At 73.6% G+C, this 17,567-nt stretch carries 12 protein-coding genes and 1 riboswitch; of the genes, 5 read left to right on the forward strand and 7 right to left on the reverse strand.

Annotated elements, in window-relative coordinates; translation table 11 throughout:
* Positions 1 to 66 precede the first annotated feature (66 nt).
* On the reverse strand, positions 67 to 3,090 hold the full coding sequence (locus tag ABD981_RS36105) for a bifunctional acetate--CoA ligase family protein/GNAT family N-acetyltransferase (protein WP_123955015.1): 3,024 nt from the start codon (positions 3,088 to 3,090) through the stop codon (positions 67 to 69).
* A 175-nt stretch (positions 3,091 to 3,265) separates the two neighbouring features.
* Between ABD981_RS36105 and ABD981_RS36110 the strand changes: the two genes are divergently transcribed.
* A complete protein-coding gene (locus tag ABD981_RS36110; protein WP_046910823.1) occupies positions 3,266 to 3,547 on the forward strand; it encodes an HPr family phosphocarrier protein in 282 nt (93 codons plus the stop codon).
* Between the two features lie 191 nt (positions 3,548 to 3,738).
* On the opposite strand, the gene ABD981_RS36115 is transcribed toward ABD981_RS36110, so the two are convergent.
* From ABD981_RS36115 to ABD981_RS36130, 4 genes are all read right to left on the reverse strand, one after another.
* Positions 3,739 to 4,422, reverse strand: coding sequence for a GntR family transcriptional regulator (locus ABD981_RS36115; RefSeq protein ID WP_046910822.1), 684 nt, complete (start codon positions 4,420 to 4,422; stop codon positions 3,739 to 3,741).
* Between the two features lie 169 nt (positions 4,423 to 4,591).
* A complete protein-coding gene (locus ABD981_RS36120) occupies positions 4,592 to 5,362 on the reverse strand; it encodes a M23 family metallopeptidase (protein WP_046910821.1) in 771 nt (256 codons plus the stop codon).
* Positions 5,363 to 5,374: 12 nt separating this feature from the next.
* Positions 5,375 to 5,541, reverse strand: a riboswitch (cyclic di-AMP (ydaO/yuaA leader).
* Between the two features lie 203 nt (positions 5,542 to 5,744).
* Positions 5,745 to 7,112 carry a M16 family metallopeptidase gene (locus ABD981_RS36125; protein WP_382748611.1) on the reverse strand — a complete coding sequence of 456 codons (1,368 nt, stop codon included), beginning with the start codon at positions 7,110 to 7,112 and terminating at the stop codon, positions 5,745 to 5,747.
* Positions 7,113 to 7,138: 26 nt separating this feature from the next.
* Positions 7,139 to 8,482, reverse strand: a complete 1,344-nt coding sequence (locus ABD981_RS36130; RefSeq protein ID WP_046910819.1) for a M16 family metallopeptidase — start codon at positions 8,480 to 8,482, stop codon at positions 7,139 to 7,141.
* 231 nt (positions 8,483 to 8,713) lie between these two features.
* Here ABD981_RS36130 and ABD981_RS36135 point away from each other — a divergent pair, with 231 nt between their 5' ends.
* The gene (locus tag ABD981_RS36135) at positions 8,714 to 11,173 is read left to right on the forward strand and encodes a DNA gyrase/topoisomerase IV subunit A (protein WP_046910818.1); all 2,460 of its coding nucleotides are present in this window, start codon (positions 8,714 to 8,716) and stop codon (positions 11,171 to 11,173) included.
* Between the two features lie 237 nt (positions 11,174 to 11,410).
* Here ABD981_RS36135 and ABD981_RS36140 read toward each other — a convergent pair whose 3' ends face one another.
* Positions 11,411 to 12,082 (reverse strand): TetR/AcrR family transcriptional regulator C-terminal domain-containing protein, encoded by a 672-nt coding sequence (locus tag ABD981_RS36140; RefSeq protein ID WP_046910817.1) that lies wholly within the window; start codon positions 12,080 to 12,082, stop codon positions 11,411 to 11,413.
* A gap of 100 nt (positions 12,083 to 12,182) precedes the next feature.
* Between ABD981_RS36140 and ABD981_RS36145 the strand changes: the two genes are divergently transcribed.
* Positions 12,183 to 13,700 (forward strand): FAD-dependent monooxygenase, encoded by a 1,518-nt coding sequence (locus ABD981_RS36145; RefSeq protein ID WP_123955012.1) that lies wholly within the window; start codon positions 12,183 to 12,185, stop codon positions 13,698 to 13,700.
* Positions 13,701 to 13,715: 15 nt separating this feature from the next.
* On the opposite strand, the gene ABD981_RS36150 is transcribed toward ABD981_RS36145, so the two are convergent.
* A complete protein-coding gene (locus tag ABD981_RS36150; RefSeq protein WP_046910816.1) occupies positions 13,716 to 14,783 on the reverse strand; it encodes a CobW family GTP-binding protein in 1,068 nt (355 codons plus the stop codon).
* A 137-nt stretch (positions 14,784 to 14,920) separates the two neighbouring features.
* On the opposite strand from ABD981_RS36150, the gene ABD981_RS36155 reads away from it, so the two are divergent.
* Both ABD981_RS36155 and ABD981_RS36160 read left to right on the forward strand, forming a co-directional pair.
* Positions 14,921 to 16,666, forward strand: a complete 1,746-nt coding sequence (locus ABD981_RS36155) for a sensor histidine kinase (RefSeq protein WP_123955011.1) — start codon at positions 14,921 to 14,923, stop codon at positions 16,664 to 16,666.
* Positions 16,663 to 17,355: a response regulator gene (locus tag ABD981_RS36160; RefSeq protein ID WP_046910815.1), complete on the forward strand. Its 693-nt coding sequence runs from the start codon at positions 16,663 to 16,665 to the stop codon at positions 17,353 to 17,355. The genes ABD981_RS36155 and ABD981_RS36160 overlap by 4 nt, the downstream gene beginning before the upstream one ends.
* The last annotated feature ends 212 nt before the right edge of the window (positions 17,356 to 17,567 follow it).

Raw genomic sequence — 17,567 nt, forward strand, 5'->3', positions numbered from 1 at the left:
CCGGGCCCCCGTCCCGCCCTCCCGCGGGGCCCGTCGGCCCGCTCGTGTCCATGGGGTCGGGTGGGGTCACTGGTAGCTCGGGAGGTGGCGCGGGCCGAGATCGGTGCGGGGCGGGGGCGGGGCGAGACGGACGGTGGCGCCGAGGACGGAGAGGCCCCGGGGGGCGACGACGACGGGTTCGAGGGAGATGGCGACGACCTCGGGGTGGTCGTCGACCAGCCGGGAGACCCGGAGCAGCAGCTCTTCGAGGGCGGGGGTGTCGACGGGGGCGGAGCCGCGCCAGCCGAAGAGGAGCGGTGCGGTGCGGATGGAGCGGACGAGCTCGGCGGCGTCCCGGTCGGTGGCGGGGACGAGCCGGTGGGACATGTCGCCGAGGAGTTCGGAGGCGGCGCCGGCCAGGCCGAAGGAGAGGACGGCTCCGACGGCGGGGTCGATGGCGGCGCGGACCACGGTGTCGACCCCGCGCGGGACCATGGCCTGGACGACCGGCTGGAGCTCCTCGGGCTTGCCGAGGGCCTCGGTGAGCTCGGCGTACGCGGTGCGGAGCTGTTCCTCGGTCGCCAGGTCGAGCCGGACGCCGCCGAGGTCGGGGCGGTGGCGCAGGTGCGGTGCCGTGGTCTTGAGGGCGACGGGGAAGCCGAGCCGGGCGGCGGCGCGGACGGCCTCGTCGGGGGTGGGCGCGGGCAGCGTGGGCAGGACGCCGATCCCGTACCGCCCGAGGAGCTGCCTCGTCCCCTCGGTGTCGAGGGTGACCCCGCGCGGGTCGGCGCCCTCCTCGCCGAGGGCCCGCTCGACGAGCAGGGCGGCCCCCGCCTCGTCGATGGTGTCGAACTCGGGCACCCGCCCGGGGTCGGCGGCGGCCTGGCGGCGCCACTGCGCGTAGCGCACGGACTCCGCGAGGGCGCGTACGGCCCGTTCGGCGGCGGGGTAGGCGGGGATGGGGCGGGCGGCGGGGGGCTCGGGCCCCCGGGCGGGCTCGGGCTGCTCGGCGTACTCGGCGCGGTCGCCCCGTACGGACGGGTCGGCCGTTCCCGGCGGTGCCTGTGGTCCAGGCGGTGCCTGTGGTCCAGGCGGTGCCGGCGGTGCCTGCGGTACGGAGATGGCTTGGGCGGGGGGCAGGGCGGGCGCCTGGGCGGGCGCGGTGCCGGACGCCGCGGGTGTCCCCGGTGCCCCTGCCGCCTGCCCGGCCCGGCCGCCGGTCGGCCGGGTGCGGGTCGCCTCCGCCAGGGCTTCGGCCAGGGCGCCCATCTCCACGTGGACGACGACCACCGGCTTGGCCGTGCCCTCGGCGCCCGCGACGGCGGAGCGGAGGGCGGCGGCCAGGACCTCGCCGTCGCCGGACTCGGTGGCGCCGTTCTCGCCGACCCAGGGGATGGCGGTGACGACCACGGCGTCGCAGGCGTCGTCCGCGAGGGCGGCGGCGAGCGCGGTGCGGAAGTCGGCCGGGGTGGCCCCGGTGGTGAGGTCGAGGGGCCGCAGCGGGCGCAGGCCCTCGGTGAGGCAGGCGTCGTAGGTGAGCAGCCCGAGGGACTCGGAGTTGCCGAGGATGGCGACCCGGGGGCCGGCGGGCAGGGGCTGGTCGGCGAGGAGGAGGCCCGCGTCGACGAGTTCGGTGACGGTGTCGACCCGGATGACGCCGGCCTGCCGGAGCAGCGCGGAGACGGTGGCGTGCGGGATGCGGGTGACCGGGACGCGGTGGCCGGGCGGGGCGCTGCCGCTGTGCCGGGCGCCCTTGACGACGACGACCGGCTTGACGGCGGCGGTGCGGCGGGCGAGCCGGGTGAACTTCCGGGGGTTGCCGATCGACTCCAGGTAGAGGAGGACGACGTCGGTCGCGGGGTCGTCGTACCAGTGCTGGAGGAGGTCGTTGCCGGAGACGTCGGCCCGGTTGCCGGCGGAGAGGAAGGCGGAGAGTCCGGCGCCGCGCCGGTGCAGTCCGGCGAGCAGGGCGATGCCGATGGCGCCGGACTGGGTGAAGAGCCCGATGCGTCCGGCGGTCGGCATCTGCGGGGCCAGCGAGGCGTTCAGCCGGACGGACTCGGCCGTATTGATGATCCCGAAGGCGTTCGGCCCGATGATCCGCATGCCGTACGAGCGGGCCTGGCGGACCAGGGCGCGCTGGCGCTCGCGGCCCTCGGCCCCGCTCTCGGCGTATCCGGCGGAGAGGACGACCAGGCCCCGCACCCCGTGCTCGCCGCAGTCGGCGACGACGTCGGGGACCCGTTCGGCGGGGACGGCGACGACGGCGAGGTCGACGTCCTCGCCGATGTCGGCGACGCCGCGGAAGGCGGGGACGCCCTCGAGCTCGTGCCGTCCCTCCCCCAGGGCGCTGTTCACGGCGTGGACGCGGCCGGTGTAGCCGGCGTCGAGGAGATTGCGCAGTACGGCCCTGCCGACCCCGCCGGGGGCGCGCCCCACGCCGATCACGGCGACGGAGCCGGGCGTGAGGAGCCGCTGCACGGACCGGGCCTCGGCGCGCTGCTCGCGGGCGCGCTGGACGGCGAGGGAGCGGTCGGTGGGCTCCAGGTCGAGGTGGAGGCGGACGGAGCCGTCCTCGAAGCTGCGCTTCTGGGTGTAGCCGGCGTCCGTGAACACCTTGATCATCTTGGTGTTCGCGGGCAGCACCTCGGCGACGAACCGGCGGATGCCGCGCTCCCGCGCGACCGCCGCGATGTGCTCCAGCAGGGCGGAGGCGACCCCGCGCCCCTGGTGGGCGTCCTGGACGAGGAAGGCGACCTCGGCCTCGTCGGCCGGGGCCGAGGCGGGGCGTCCCTGGGCGTTGATGCGGTCGTAGCGCACGGTGGCGATGAAGTCCCCGCCCACCGTGGCCGCGAGGCCCACCCGGTCCACGAAGTCGTGGTGGGTGAAGCGGTGCACGTCCTTGGCGGAGAGCCGCGGGTAGGGCGCGAAGAAGCGGTAGTACTTCGATTCGTCCGAGACCTGCTCGTAGAAGCTGACCAGCCGCTCGGCGTCGTCGGCGGTGATCGGCCGGATGCGCGCGGTGCCGCCGTCGCGGAGGACCACGTCCGCTTCCCAGTGGTCGGGATACGCGTGTTCCGGCTGTTCGGACTGTTCCGACGCGCTCTGCATGGGGCAAGACTACGGCCGGGGTCCGACAGTGGCACCGGTCGCGCGGCGGGTGCCCGCCGTGCAAGGTAGGGAGGGCCTAACGGCCGCCCCCAAAGGGGCCGAAGGTCGGTACGAGCATGTCGCCACCCGTGAGAGACTGGTCTAGACAACCGCTGAAAGTTGAAGGGCAACCACCATGGCTGAGCGCCGCGTCAACGTCGGCTGGGCCGAGGGCCTGCACGCCCGCCCCGCCTCCATCTTCGTCCGTGCCGCCACGGCCGCCGGCGTCCCCGTGACGATCGCCAAGGCCGACGGCAACCCGGTCAACGCCGCGTCCATGCTCGCGGTGCTCGGCCTGGGTGCCCAGGGCGGCGAGGAGATCGTGCTCGCTTCGGACGCCGATGGCGCCGAGGCCGCGCTCGACCGCCTGGCGAAGCTGGTCGCCGAGGGTCTCGAGGAGCTCCCCGAGACCGTCTGACCCGTCTCCTCCCCGACGACGGATCGCGAGAGGGCCGCACCTGCCGGAATTCCGGCGGCTGCGGCCCTTTCTGTTCCCGCTTCCACTTTCCGCATTCGATTCCGCGTGACGCCCCCGCCCGTCACAAGAATTCGGGCAGCACGAAATAAGCGGATCCGTGAATTGTCTTCCTCTTGTATACGGTGCCCGTGTTAATTCCGCGGACCCGCGATGTTGACGACATGTTGCGGAACCCTCACACGGGTACGCTCCGGCCGCCTCGGCCGGTGCAGCGGCAGCGAACGCTCCACGTGCAGCGCGGTCAGGGCGCGGGCGCGCTCGGCGTCCCCGCGCGCGACGGCGTCGACGATGGCGCCGTGCTCGGCCCAGGCCTCCATGGGCCGCGCGGCGGGCTCGACCGCGTACATCCAGGCGATCTTGTGCCGCAGCTGGGTGAGGAGCGCGGTGAGCGGCGGACTGCCGGAGGCCTGGGCCAGCGTCTCGTGGAACCAGGCGCCGAGCGAGCGCAGGTCCTCGCCCTGGCCGCTCCTGGCCCGTTCCTGGCCCAGCCTGACCAGCCCGCGCAGCACCTTGAGGTGGGCGTCGGTGCGGCGCTGGGCGGCCCGGGCGGCGCCCAGCGGCTCCAGCAGGGTCCGCACGTCGAGCAGGTCGGCCGCCTCCTGCTCGGTGGGCTCGGCGACATGGGCGCCGGCGTGCCGGCGGGTGACCACGAAGCCCTCGGACTCCAGGGTGCGCAGGGCCTCGCGGACCGGAACCCGGGAGACCCCGTAGCGGCGGGCGAGCTGTTCCTCCGTCAGCCGGGCGCCCCTCCCGAAGACGCCGGAGACGATGTCGTCCCGGATCGCCGTGCATACCGAGTGCGCGGGAACACGCATGTCCGACCTCCGCATTTGATCCGCGCGAAACCCCATCGAGTGGCGCCTGTCCGGCGACTCTTGCGACTCTATTGCAGGACGCCGGAATTTCCGATGCCGCCCGGTAATACGGACACAAAAAAGAAGCCCCGGCTCGTTCGAGCCGGGGCTTCTTCACAGAATTCACACGTCAGACGTGGACTCCGCGGGCGCGGAGGTAGGAGATCGGGTTGATGTCCGATCCGTACTCGGCGCTCGTGCGGGCCTCGAAGTGGAGGTGCGGGCCGGTCGAGTTGCCGGAGGAGCCGGAGACGCCGATCTGATCGCCCGGGGTGACCTTCTGGCCGACGTGGACACCGATCGAGGAGAGGTGGCCGTACTGGGTGTACGTGCCGTCGTTCATCCGGATGACGATGTTGTTGCCGTACGCGCCGCCCCAGCCGGCCTCGATGACGGTGCCGGAGCCGACGGAGACGACCGTGCTGCCGTAGGAGGCGTGGAAGTCGATGCCGGAGTGGCTGCCGGAGGACCAGAGCGAGCCACCGGTCTTGTAGCCGGTGCTCACGTAGGAGCCGGCGACGGGGAGCTGGAAGGAGTTCAGGCGCTTGCGCTCGGCCTCGCGGGCGGCGCGCTCCTGGGCGGCACGGATCTCCTTGGCGCGGGCCTCGGCCTTGCGCTTCGCCTCGGCGGCGGCCTTGACCCGGGCGGCGGCCTCGACGGCCTCCTTCTCCTGGGCGTCGGCCTGGGCGTCGACGCGGTCGGAGAGCGACTCGGCCGTGATCACCTGGGTGAGGCCGGTGTCCTCCGGGGAAGCGGGCTCCGTGTCGGCGGCGAGCGCCGGGGAGGCCAGGGTGCCGATGACGCCGGTCGTCGCGAGGGTCGCCACACCGGCGATGCCCACGGAGCGGCGCGCCATGCGGCTCGGACCACGATGCTTCCCGGTGGCACGGGTGAACGCCATGTAGTGGCTGATCCTTTCCTTCCCTCTCGCCTACCGGGTTAGCTGACGGGTTCGGAGCAGGAAGGTCTCCTACGGGCCCCTCCGCTCGCCGAGCGAAGGCGTCCGATTCACCCCAGGGACTGCGATGGGTCCCCGGCTCCCCAGGCTCGCGCCTTACGGGGACTCGGCGATGACTGTCCGTTGCCGCGGATGCGGCGTCGTACAACGGCCGGACAGACGGATCGAAGCTAGGCCGATCTTCTGTCAATCGCCAAACAGACACGCGCTTTTGTAAGACATGCCACAGGGCAGAAGATCACACTCACTGCCAATACGGACAAAAAGGAATGACCCCGACGAACCAGGTCGTCGGGGTCCCCGTACCCGCGTGACAGCGGCTCAATCAGCCGGTCACGACGGTCACTTCGCCGATGCCGAGGGCCCGCACCGGCTCCTCGATCTGCGCCGCGTCACCGACGAGCACGGTGACGAGCCGGTCCACCGGGAAGGCGTTGACCACGGCCGCGGTCGCCTCCACCGTGCCGGTCTCGGCGAGCCGCGCGTACAACTGCGCCTGGTAGTCGTCCGCGAGGTGCTGCTCGACCTGGTCGGCGAGCGTGCCCGCGACGGAGGCGGCCGTCTCGTACTTGAGCGGCGCGACCCCCACCAGGTTCTGCACGGCCACGTCGCGCTCGGCGTCCGTCAGGCCGTCGGCGGCGAGGGTGCGCAGCACCTTCCACAGGTCGTCAAGTGCCGGACCCGTGTTGGGGGTGTCGACCGAGCCGCTGATGGCGAGCAGCGACGCCCCGTTGCCCTCGCCGTCGGAGCGCAGCACCTGGCCGAAGGCGCGCACGCCGTACGTGTAGCCCTTCTCCTCGCGCAGGACGCGGTCCAGGCGGGAGGTGAGGGTGCCGCCGAGGCAGTACGTGCCGAGCACCTGGGCCGCCCAGACGCGGTCGTGGCGGTCGGCGCCGACACGGCCGATGAGCAGCTGGGTCTGGACGGCTCCGGGGCGGTCCACGATGACGACGCGGCCGGTGTCGTCGGCCGTGACGGGCGGCATGGGCCGCAGGGCGGCCGGGGTGCCCGTCCAGGCGCCGAGCGTCTCGGCGAGCACCTTGTCGAGGTCGACGTCGGTGAGGTCGCCGACGACCACGGCGGTGGCCGTGGCGGGCCGGACGTGCGCGTCGAAGAAGGCGCGGACGGCGGCGGCGTCGATCGCGGCGACGGTCTCCTCCGTGCCCTGGCGCGGCCGGGAGACGCGCGCGTCGGCCGGGAACAGCTCCTTGGAGAGCTGCTTGGCCGCGCGACGGGCCGGATTGGCCGTCTCGTGCGGGATCTCGTCGAGCCGGTTGTTCACCAGCCGCTCGATCTCGGACTCCTCGAACGCCGGGGCGATCAGCGCCTCGGAGAGCAGGCCGAGCGCCTTGGGCAGCCGGGAGACCGGGACCTCCAGGGAGACCCGCACGCCCGGGTGGTCGGCGGCCGCGTCGAGGGTGGCGCCGCAGCGCTCCAGCTCCGCGGCGAACTCCTCGGCGGTGTGCTGGTCGGTGCCCTCGGACAGGGCGCGGGCCATGATCGTGGCCACGCCGTCCAGGCCCTCCGGCTCGGCGTCCAGCGGGGCGTCGAGGGAGATCTCGACGGCCACCACCTGCTGGCCGGGGCGGTGGCAGCGCAGCACCGTCAGCCCGTTGTCCAGCGCGCCGCGCTCCGGGGCCGGGAAGGCCCAGGGCTTGGCCTCGCCCGGCTGGGGCTGCGGGTGGAAGGTCATGCTCGTCAAAGACGCGGCAGCGTCGGTCACTGGTCCGCTCCCTCTTCCTCGTCGCTCTCGCTGTCGCCGTCGGCGCCCACCGGTTCGTAGACCAGCACCGCGCGGTTGTCCGGGCGCAGCTTGGCCTTGGCGACCTCCTGCACCTCCTCGGCGCTGATGTCGAGGACCCGGTGCACGGCGGTCAGGGCCAGCTGGGGGTCGCCGAACAGCACCGCGTACCGGCACAGTTCGTCGGCGCGGCCGGCGACCGTGCCGAGCCGGTCCAGCCACTCGCGCTCCAACTGTGCCTGCGCGCGCTCCATCTCCTCGGGCGTCGGGCCCTCGGCGGCGAAACGGGCCAGCTCGTCGTCGACGGCCGACTCGATCCGCGGCACCTCGACACCGCCGGAGGTCTTCACGTCCAGCCAGCCCAGGGAGGGCGCGCCGGCCAGCCGCAGCAGCCCGAAGCCCGCGGCGACGGCCGTGCGGTCGCGGCGGACCAGACGGTTGTGGAGACGGGAGGACTCGCCGCCGCCGAGGATCGTCAGGGCCAGGTCGGCCGCGTCACACGCGCGGGTGCCGTCGTGCGGCAGCCGGTAGGCGGCCATCAGCGCGCGGGCCGGGACCTCCTCCTCGATGACCTCGCGCAGCTGCCCGCCGATGACCTCGGGCAGGTCGCCGGAGCGCGGCTCGGGCTTCCCGTCGTGGCCCGGGATCGAGCCGAAGTACTTCTCGACCCAGGCGAGCGTCTGCTCGGGGTCGATGTCGCCGACGACCGACAGCACCGCGTTGTTCGGCGCGTAGTACGTACGGAAGAAGTTCCGCGCGTCCTCGAGGGTGGCGGCGTCCAGGTCGGCCATGGAGCCGATCGGCGTGTGGTGGTACGGGTGGCCCTCGGGGTACGCGAGGGCGGTGAGGCGCTCGAACGCGGTGCCGTACGGCACGTTGTCGTACCGCTGGCGGCGCTCGTTCTTGACGACGTCGCGCTGGTTCTCCATGGACTCGTCGTCCAGGGCGGCGAGCAGCGAGCCCATCCGGTCGGCCTCCAGCCAGAGCGCGAGCTCCAGCTGGTGCGCCGGCATGGTCTCGAAGTAGTTGGTGCGCTCGAAGCTCGTGGTGCCGTTGAGCGAGCCGCCGGCGCCCTGCACGAGCTCGAAGTGGCCGTTGCCGTGGACCTGCTTCGAGCCCTGGAACATCAGGTGCTCGAAGAGGTGGGCGAGACCGGTGCGGCCCGCGACCTCGTGGCGCGAGCCGACGTCGTACCAGAGGCAGACCGCGGCGACCGGGGTCAGGTGGTCCTCCGAGAGCACCACGCGCAGGCCGTTGGCCAGCCGGTGCTCGGTCGCTGTCAGGCCGCCGGAGCCGGCCTCGGCCGTGGCCGTGTGACCCATGGGCATGTACGTCCCTTCGATCGCGATGTGGAAAGTCCTGCCACTGTATGCAAGCGCGCCGACACCTGGCGAAGTTCCCGTCCCTCCACAACGTCCCTCTTCCGGGTAGCCACGGGGCGCGCGCGTGACCGCGCACGGCCTCAGGCCCGGGTCGCGGTCCCGGTTGTCAGCGGGACGGTCCACAATGGTCCGCGTCAGATCAACCTTGTTGGTGAAGGAGCCGCAGCCGCGATGGCCCGCCGCAGCACGAAGACACCGCCGCCGGACGACGCGTTCGAGGAGAGAATCCTCGACATCGACGTCGTCGACGAGATGCAGGGCTCCTTCCTCGAGTACGCGTACTCGGTGATCTACTCGCGCGCGCTGCCCGACGCCCGCGACGGGATGAAGCCCGTGCAGCGCCGGATCGTCTACCAGATGAGCGAGATGGGTCTGCGGCCCGAGCGCGGGTTCGTGAAGTGCGCCCGCGTCGTCGGCGAGGTCATGGGCAAGCTGCACCCGCACGGCGACGCGTCGATCTACGACGCGATGGTGCGCATGGCGCAGCCCTTCTCCATGCGCCTGCCGCTGGTCGACGGCCACGGCAACTTCGGCTCCCTCGGCAACGACGACCCGCCGGCCGCCATGCGGTACACGGAGTCGCGGATGGCTCCGGCCGCGCTCATGATGACGGAGTCCATCGACGAGGACACCGTCGACTTCGCGCCGAACTACGACGGCCAGGAGCAGGAGCCCGTCGCGCTCCCCGCCGCGTATCCGAACCTCCTGGTCAACGGCGCCTCCGGCATCGCGGTCGGCATGGCCACCAACATGCCGCCGCACAACCTGGGCGAGGTCATCGCGGCCGCCCGCCACCTGATCCGCTACCCGAACGCGGACCTGGAGGCGCTGATGCGCTTCGTGCCGGGTCCCGACCTGCCGACCGGCGGCCGGATCGTCGGCCTGTCCGGCGTCAAGGACGCGTACGAGACGGGCCGCGGCACCTTCAAGATCCGCGCGACGACGTCCGTGGAGACCGTGACGGCCCGCCGCAAGGGCATCGTCGTCACCGAACTCCCCTTCAGCGTCGGCCCGGAGAAGGTGATCTCCAAGATCAAGGACCTGGTCGGCTCCAAGAAGCTCCAGGGCATCGCCGACGTCAAGGACCTCACCGACCGCAACCACGGCCTGCGCCTGGTGATCGAGATCAAGAACGGCTTCGTGCCGGAGGCGGTCCTGGAGCAGCTCTACAAGCTGACGCCGATGGAGGAGTCCTTCGGCATCAACAACGTGGCCCTGGTCGACGGCCAGCCGCTCACCCTCGGCCTCAAGGAGCTCCTGGAGGTCTACCTCGACCACCGCTTCGAGGTGGTCCGGCGCCGCTCCGAGTTCCGCCGCGGCAAGAAGCGCGACCGGCTGCACCTGGTCGAGGGCCTGCTCGTCGCGCTGCTCGACATCGACGAGGTCATCCGGCTGATCCGGGAGAGCGAGAACTCGGCGCAGGCGAAGGAGCGCCTGATGGAGCGCTTCTCCCTGAGCGAGGTCCAGACGCAGTACATCCTGGACACCCCGCTGCGCCGGCTCACCAAGTTCGACCGGCTGGAGCTGGAGACCGAGCGCGACCGGCTCACCGGCGAGATCGACGAGCTGACCGGGATCCTGGAGTCCGACAGCGAGCTGCGCAAGCTGGTCTCGGCGGAACTGGCGGCGGTCGCGAAGAAGTTCGCCACCGACCGGCGCACGGTCCTGCTGGAGTCGGCGGGCGCCCCCGTCACGGCCGTGGCCCTGGAGGTCGCCGACGACCCGTGCCGGGTGCTGCTGTCCTCCACGGGCCTGCTCGCCCGTACGGCGACGGCCGAGGTCGCGCCCGCCGACCCGGAGGCCAAGCGCGTCAAGCACGACGCGATCGTCTCCTCGGTGGCGGCCACCCAGCGCGGCGACGTCGGTGCGGTGACCTCGGCCGGACGGCTGCTGCGGCTCGCGGTGATCGACCTCCCGCAGCTCCCCGACACGGCGGCCGCGCCGAACCTGTCGGGCGGGGCGCCGCTGGCCGAGTTCCTCTCGCTGGAGGCGGACGAGACGGTGGTCTGCCTGACCACGCTCGCCGAGACCTCGCCCGGCCTCGCGATCGGCACGCTGCAGGGCGTGGTCAAGCGCGTCGTGCCGGACTACCCGGCCAACAAGGACGAGCTGGAGGTCATCGGCCTCAAGGACGGCGACCGGATCGTCGGCGCGACGGAGCTGAGGACCGGCGAGGAGGACCTGGTCTTCATCACCTCCGACGCCCAGCTGCTGCGCTATCCGGCCTCTCAGGTGCGGCCGCAGGGACGTCCCGCGGGCGGTATGGCCGGCATCAAGCTGACGGCGGGCGCCGAGGTCATCTCCTTCACCGCCGTGGACCCGGCCGTGGACGCGGTGGTGTTCACGGTCGCCGGCTCCACGGGCACGCTGGACGCCTCGGCCGGCACGTCGGCGAAGCTGACCCCGTTCGACCAGTACCCGCGCAAGGGCCGCGCGACGGGCGGTGTGCGCTGCCAGCGCTTCCTGAAGGGCGAGGACGTCCTCGTCCTGGCCTGGGCGGGCGCCGTCCCGGCCCACGCCGCCCAGAAGAACGGCACCCCGTCCGAGCTCCCGGACCCGGACCCGCGCCGCGACGGCTCGGGCACCCCGCTGGCGAAGCCGGTGGAGGTCGTGGCGGGCCCGATCGGCTAGCCGGCCGATCGGCCGGCCGGTCGTCCTGTCGGCCGGCCGGTCCGGGACCCGGCTCCGGGCTGAACCGGACTGGGCTCCGGGCCCGGTAGCCGGCCTGAGTGCCGGCCCCGGTCGCCGGCCCGAGTCCCGGGCTGGTCGCCGGCCCGAGTCCCGGCCCCGGCCGCCCTGCTGGGCCCCCGGCCTCGCTCCGTACGGAAGCCCCCTGTTCCGCGTCTTCGCGCGGGGCGGGGGCTTTCGCTATGCCGGGCGGGCCGCGGTGGGGGCGTAGACGGCCTCGATCCCGGCGACGATCAGGCGCAGCCCCTCCTCGAAGCCGTTGTCGTGGTCGGCGAAGATCTCCGCCCCGGCCGCCGCCGCGAGCGGGTAGTCCGCGAGCCACTCCGCGCGCCGCTCCACGTCGAAGCCCTCGCGGGGCTCCCCCGGCGCCGACTCGGTGCCCTGCTCCTCGGTGACGAAGCCGAGGGTGTACATGTACGCGGTGGTGCTGGCCCGCACCGCCTGGTGCAGCGAGAAGCCCGCGTCGACGAGCGCGCCCAGCTGGAGTTCCATGTCCGCGGCGAAGTCCGTCCCGGTGAAGCGGGCCCCGCTGTAGACCTTGGCGCCGTCGCGGTAGCGCAGCAGTCCGGCGCGCAGGCCCCGGTTGACCGCGAGGATCCGTTCCTGCCAGTCGAGGTCGCCGGGCGGGCGGGTCTCGGGGTCGGCCACCATCCGCCGGTACATCACGGTCGCCATCTCGTCGAGCAGCGCCTGCTTGTTCTTGAAGTGCCAGTAGAGCGCGGGCGCCTGGACGTTCAGCTCCTGGGCGATCGCGCGCAGCGTCAGCCCGTCGAGGCCACGCTCGTTGAGCAGGCTGAGGGCGGTCTCCGCCACCGATGCGGGGTCCAGCCGGGTCGTCTTCTTGGTCGCCACTCCGTCACGGTATCCCCTTGACAGCTTAACGGCGTTAAGGAGATGCTCTCCATGTCGGAACTTAACGCCATTAAGGACGCGGGAGACCGGAGGAGACGCCATGGGGACCATCAAGGCCGCGGGGCTCGTGGATGCCGCGCCTGGCACGGAGGGCGCTGCCGCCGTGGAGACGGACGTCGTCATCGTCGGGGCGGGACCCACCGGGCTGGTGCTCGCCGTCGACCTGGCCCGCCGGGGCGTGCGCGCCCTGCTCGTCGAGAAGGCGGACCGGCTCTTCCCCGGCTCGCGCGGCAAGGGGATCCAGCCGCGCAGCCTGGAGGTGCTCGACGACCTGGGGGCCCTGCCCGGGATCCTGGCGGCGGGCTCGCTCTACCCGCGGATGCGCGCCTGGGAGGGCGCCGAGCGACAGGGCGAGTGGGACATGATGGCGCGCTCGGAGCCGACCGAGCAGGTGCCGTACGCCAATGTGCTGCTCATCCCGCAGTCCCGCACCCAGGAAGTGCTCCACGCACGCCTTCGGGAGCTCGGCGGTGACGTCCGCTTCGGCGCCGCCCTCACCGGGTTCCGCCAGTCCGCGGAAGCCGTCGAGGCGGAGCTCTCCACCGGCGAGACCGTCCGGGCCGCCTATCTGGTCGCGGCCGACGGCGGGCGCTCCACCGTCCGCAGGGCGCTCGGCATCGGCATGACGGGCGAGACCGTCGACCCCCGCCCGATGCTCGTCGCGGACGTCCGCCTCGCCCCCTCCACGGTCGTGGACCGCGGCAACTGGCACGTCTGGCCGAAGGCGCCGGGCGGAGCCGTGGCGCTGTGCCCGCTGCCCGGGGGCGACCACTTCCAGCTCATCGCCGCCTTCGACGACGAGGCCGCCGCAGTGGACACCGCGCCCCGCGCGGTGCGCGAGCTCCTCGCCGCGCGCACGCCGCTCGCGGACGCGGACGTCGTCGAGGTGCTGTGGGCCTCCGACTTCCGTGCCCGCGCGGCGATGGCGGACCGGTTCCGCGACGGCCGGGTCTTCCTCGCGGGCGACGCGGCGCATGTGCACTCCCCCGCGGGCGGCCAGGGCCTCAACACCAGCATCCAGGACGCGTACAACCTCGGCTGGAAGCTGGGGCAGGTGCTGCGGCACGGCGCCCCGGCCGCGCTCCTCGACTCCTACGAGACCGAGCGGCTGCCCGTCGCCGCCGAGGTTCTCGGCATCAGCACCCGCCTCCACCGGGCTAGCTCCGAGGGCGCGAACACCCAGCGGGGCGAGGAGGTCCAGCAGCTCGGGCTCGGCTACCGGGACTCGCCGCTCGCCGTGGAGACCCGGACCGGGGCGGCCCCCGACGCCCTGCGCGCCGGCGACCGCGCACCGGACGGCCCGTACGGCGGAGGCCGGCTCTTCGACCTCTTCCGGGGCCCGCACCTCACGCTGCTCGCGGTCGGCGTCCCGCTCCCGGCCCTGACGGGCGGCACGGTGCGCACGGCCCGCCTCGCCGCGTACGAGCCGTACGGCACGGGGCTGTTCCTGATCCGCCCGGACGGGTACGTGGGCTGGGCCGGCACGAGCGCCGAGGGCCTCGACGACTACCTCGCCGTCGTCGGCGCCTCCTGCTCCGCCGTCGCGGGCCCGGCATGATCCGAAGGACGCGGCCTACGCCGTGACCTCCGGCTCGTCCTCGCTGCCGGGCACGTACCGCAGGACGCCCCACATGGCGTGGTCGTCGGGGAGGTCCCCCGGGCCGTTCTGCTCGCAGCCGGCGAGCTCCTTGCGCAGGGCGGCGGCGTCGACGCCGGTGCCGATGAGGACCAACTGGGTCAGCCGCTCCTCGCCCGCGGGCCAGGGCTCGGGACGGAATCGCAGGAAGCGGCCGACCGCGTGGACGCCGTAGCGGTTGGCCGGGTCGGCGGCTCCGAAGTCGACGAAGCCCTTGATCCGGTAGAGGCCCTCGGGGCGCCCGTCCAGGAAGGCCATCAGGCGGCGCGGGTGCAGCGGCGTCGCCGTGCTGAGGGAGACCGTGTCGTAGGCGGCGTGCGGGTGGGCGTGCCCGTCCGCCCCGCCCGTCTCGTCGTATCCGTACAGGATGTCCTCGATGGACATCTGCCCCTCGATCTCGTCCTCCGGCACGACCCGGTCGAAGAGCAGCTCGGGGTCGATCCGTCCGTGCGCGGCCTCGGTGACCGCCGCCCTCGGGGCGAGCGCGGCGACCGTCTCGCGTACGGTCCGCAGCGCCTCGGCCGGGACCCGGTCGGCCTTGTTGACGACCACCAGGTCGGCCGCGGCGAGATGCCGGTCGGTCTCCGGGTGCCGCGCGCGGGTGGCGGCGAACTCCGCGGCGTCGACCACCTCGATCAGCCCGCCGTACACGATCCGCTCGTTCTCGCTGGCCAGCAGCATGCGGACCAGTTCCTGCGGCTCCGCGAGGCCGCTGGCCTCGATCACGATCACGTCCAGGCGGACCTCGGGCCGGGTGAGCACCTCCAGGTACTCGTCGAGCTCGCTCGCGTCCACCGCGCAGCACAGACAACCGTTGCCGAGCGAGACGGTGGAGCCGACCTGCCCGGCGACGGTCATGGCGTCGATGCCGATGTCTCCGAAGTCGTTGACCATGACCCCGATCCGCGTCCCGCGCGCGCTGCGCAGCAGATGGTTGAGCAGGGTGGTCTTCCCCGCCCCGAGAAACCCTGCCAGGACGACGACGGGGATCTGCTGGGTGGTCACGGGTCTTTCCTCCGGTCCCTTCGGTGCCCGCGCGGGTCGTCGGTGCCCGCGCGAAGCCCCCAGGATAGGCAGGCCGTGCCCAGGATCCGGGCAGCGGCATTTCCGGTCGGCGCCCTCGTCCCCGTACGGTTTCCGCCATGAGCCCCGCAGCCCCCACCCCCGCGCGGCCGCCCGTCCGCCGGCGCAGGTTCGGGTGGCCGCGCCGGATGTTCTCGCAGGTCCTGCTGATGCAGCTGGCCATCGCCACCGGTGTGACGGTGCTGGCCACCGGGCTCTTCCTGGCTCCGCTGAGCGCCCAGCTCGACGACCAGGCGATGCGCCGGGCCCTCGCGATCGCCCACACCACGGCCTCCCCGCGGGTGGCCGCCGACCTGCTGTCCACCCGGCCCTCCGCACAGGGGCCGGTGCAGGCCGAGGCGGAGCGGATCCGGCGGTCCACGGGCGCCGAGTACGTGGTGGTGATGGACACCCACGGGATCCGCTGGTCCCACACCGATCCCGCCCAGATCGGCCGGATCGTCTCCACCGACCCCAGCGAGGTGCTCGCCGGCCACGAGGTGATGGAGATCGACAGCGGCACCCTGGGCCGCTCCGCGCGCGGCAAGGCGCCGCTGCGGGACGGCAGGGGCGAGATCGTCGGCGCGGTCTCCGTCGGCATCGAGTACGACAGCGTCCGCGACCGGCTCCTGGCCGCGATCCCCGGCCTGCTCGCGTACGCCGGCGGTGCCCTGGCCGCGGGCGCGCTCGCCGCCTACCTGATCTCGCGCAGGCTCCAGCGCCAGACCCACGACCTGGCCTTCTCCGACATCTCGGCGCTGCTCGCCGAGCGCGAGGCGATGCTGCACGGCATCCGCGAGGGCGTGGTGGCCCTCGACCGCACGGGCAGGATCCGGCTGATGAACGACGAGGCCCAGCGGCTGCTCGGAATCGGCCCCGAGGCGACCGGGCGCCCGCTGGACGAGGTGCTGGGATCCGGCCGCACCGCGGACGTCCTCGCGGGTCGCGCCACGGGCGAGGACCTGGTGACGGTGCGCGGCAACCGGGTGCTGATCGCCAACCGGATGCCGACCCACGACGGCGGCGCGGTGGCCACCCTGCGCGACCGCACCGAGCTGGAGCGGCTGGGCCGCGAGCTGGACTCGACGCGCGGCCTGATCGACGCCCTGCGCGCTCAGGACCACGAGCACGCCAACCGGATGCACACCCTGCTCGGCCTGCTCGAACTGGAGATGTACGAGGAGGCGGCCGACTTCGTCAACGAGGTCGTCGGGGTGCACCGCACCACTGCCGAACAGGTCACCGAGAAGGTCCGCGACCCGCTGGTCGCCGCGCTGCTCGTCGGCAAGGCCACCGTCGCCGCCGAGCGGGGCGTCTCCCTGCGCATCGCCCCCGGCTCGCTGCTCCCGGACCGCCTGGTCGACCCGCGCGAGCTGGTCACGGTCGTCGGCAATCTCGTCGACAACGCCCTGGACGCCGCCTCCGGCACCGCCGACGCGCGCGTGGAGGTGGACCTGCGGGCCGAGGGCCGCGCGGTCGTCCTGCGGGTCACCGACAGCGGCCCCGGCGTTCCGGCCGAGCGGCGCGAACTGATCTTCACCGAGGGCTGGACCACCAAGGAGCTCCCGGCACACGGCAAGCGCGGCCTGGGGCTCGCCCTGGTGCGCCGGCTCGCGGAGCGCCGGGGCGGCGCCGCCCGGGTCGGCACGGGCGCGGAGGGGGGCGCGGAGTTCACCGTCGTCCTGCCGGACGCGCTGCGCGAGGCCGAACCGTCGGTGCCCGCTCCCTCCGGAGGGATCGCCGGGGAGAGCGCCGGAGGGATCGCGTCCCGGGGCTTCGCAGGAGCCTCCGAGGACGCTCCCCACACCTTCGGGGAGGCCCGGTGATCGGCGTCCTGGTCGTCGACGACGACACGCGGGTGGCGTCGATCAACGCCGCCTACGTGGCCAAGGTGCCCGGCTTCCAGGTGGTCGCCGTCGCCCACTCGGCGGCGGAGGCCCTGGCCCGGCTCGACGAGGCCGAGACCCTCGTGGACCTGATCCTGCTCGACCACTACCTCCCCGACGGCAACGGCCTCGCGGTGGTGCGCGAGCTGCGCGCCCGCGGCCACCAGAGCGACGTGATCATGGTGACCGCGGCGCGCGACGTGGCGACGGTCCAGGCGGCGATGCGGCACGGGGCCCTGCAGTACCTGGTCAAGCCGTTCAGCTTCGCTGGGCTGCGGGCCAAGCTGGAGGCGTACGCGGCGCTGCGGCGGGCCCTGGAGGGTGGCGGGGAGGCCGAGCAGGCCGAGGTGGACCGGATCTTCGCGGCGCTCTCGGCGGGCACGGTCGCCCCCGAGCTGCCGAAGGGCCACTCCCCCACGACGGCCGAGCTGGTGCGGCAGGTGCTGCTCGCGGCGGAGGGCGCGCTGTCGACGCAGGAGATCGCCGAGCGGGCCGGGGTGAGCCGGCAGACCGCCCAGCGTTATCTCAAGCTCCTGGAGCGGACCGGCCGGGTCCGGCTCTCCCTGAAGTACGGCGAGACGGGCCGCCCGGAGCACCGGTACGAGTGGGCCGCCTCCGCGAGCCGCTGAGGCGCGCACGGCGGACGGCGGACGGCGGACGGCGCACGGCGCACGGCGGAGACTGCCGGGGCACCCGCCCCGGCACCCGCCCCGGCACTCGTACCGGCACTCACACCGCCGTAGAGCGCCATGGACCGCCCGTGGAGCGCCTGGCCCGCCCTGGCCGTCCGGAGCCACCCCTGGCCGCCCCTCTCCCCGTCTCGGCCCGCCCTCGGTCCTGC

The organism is Streptomyces showdoensis (assembly GCF_039535475.1).
Taxonomy (GTDB): domain Bacteria; phylum Actinomycetota; class Actinomycetes; order Streptomycetales; family Streptomycetaceae; genus Streptomyces; species Streptomyces showdoensis.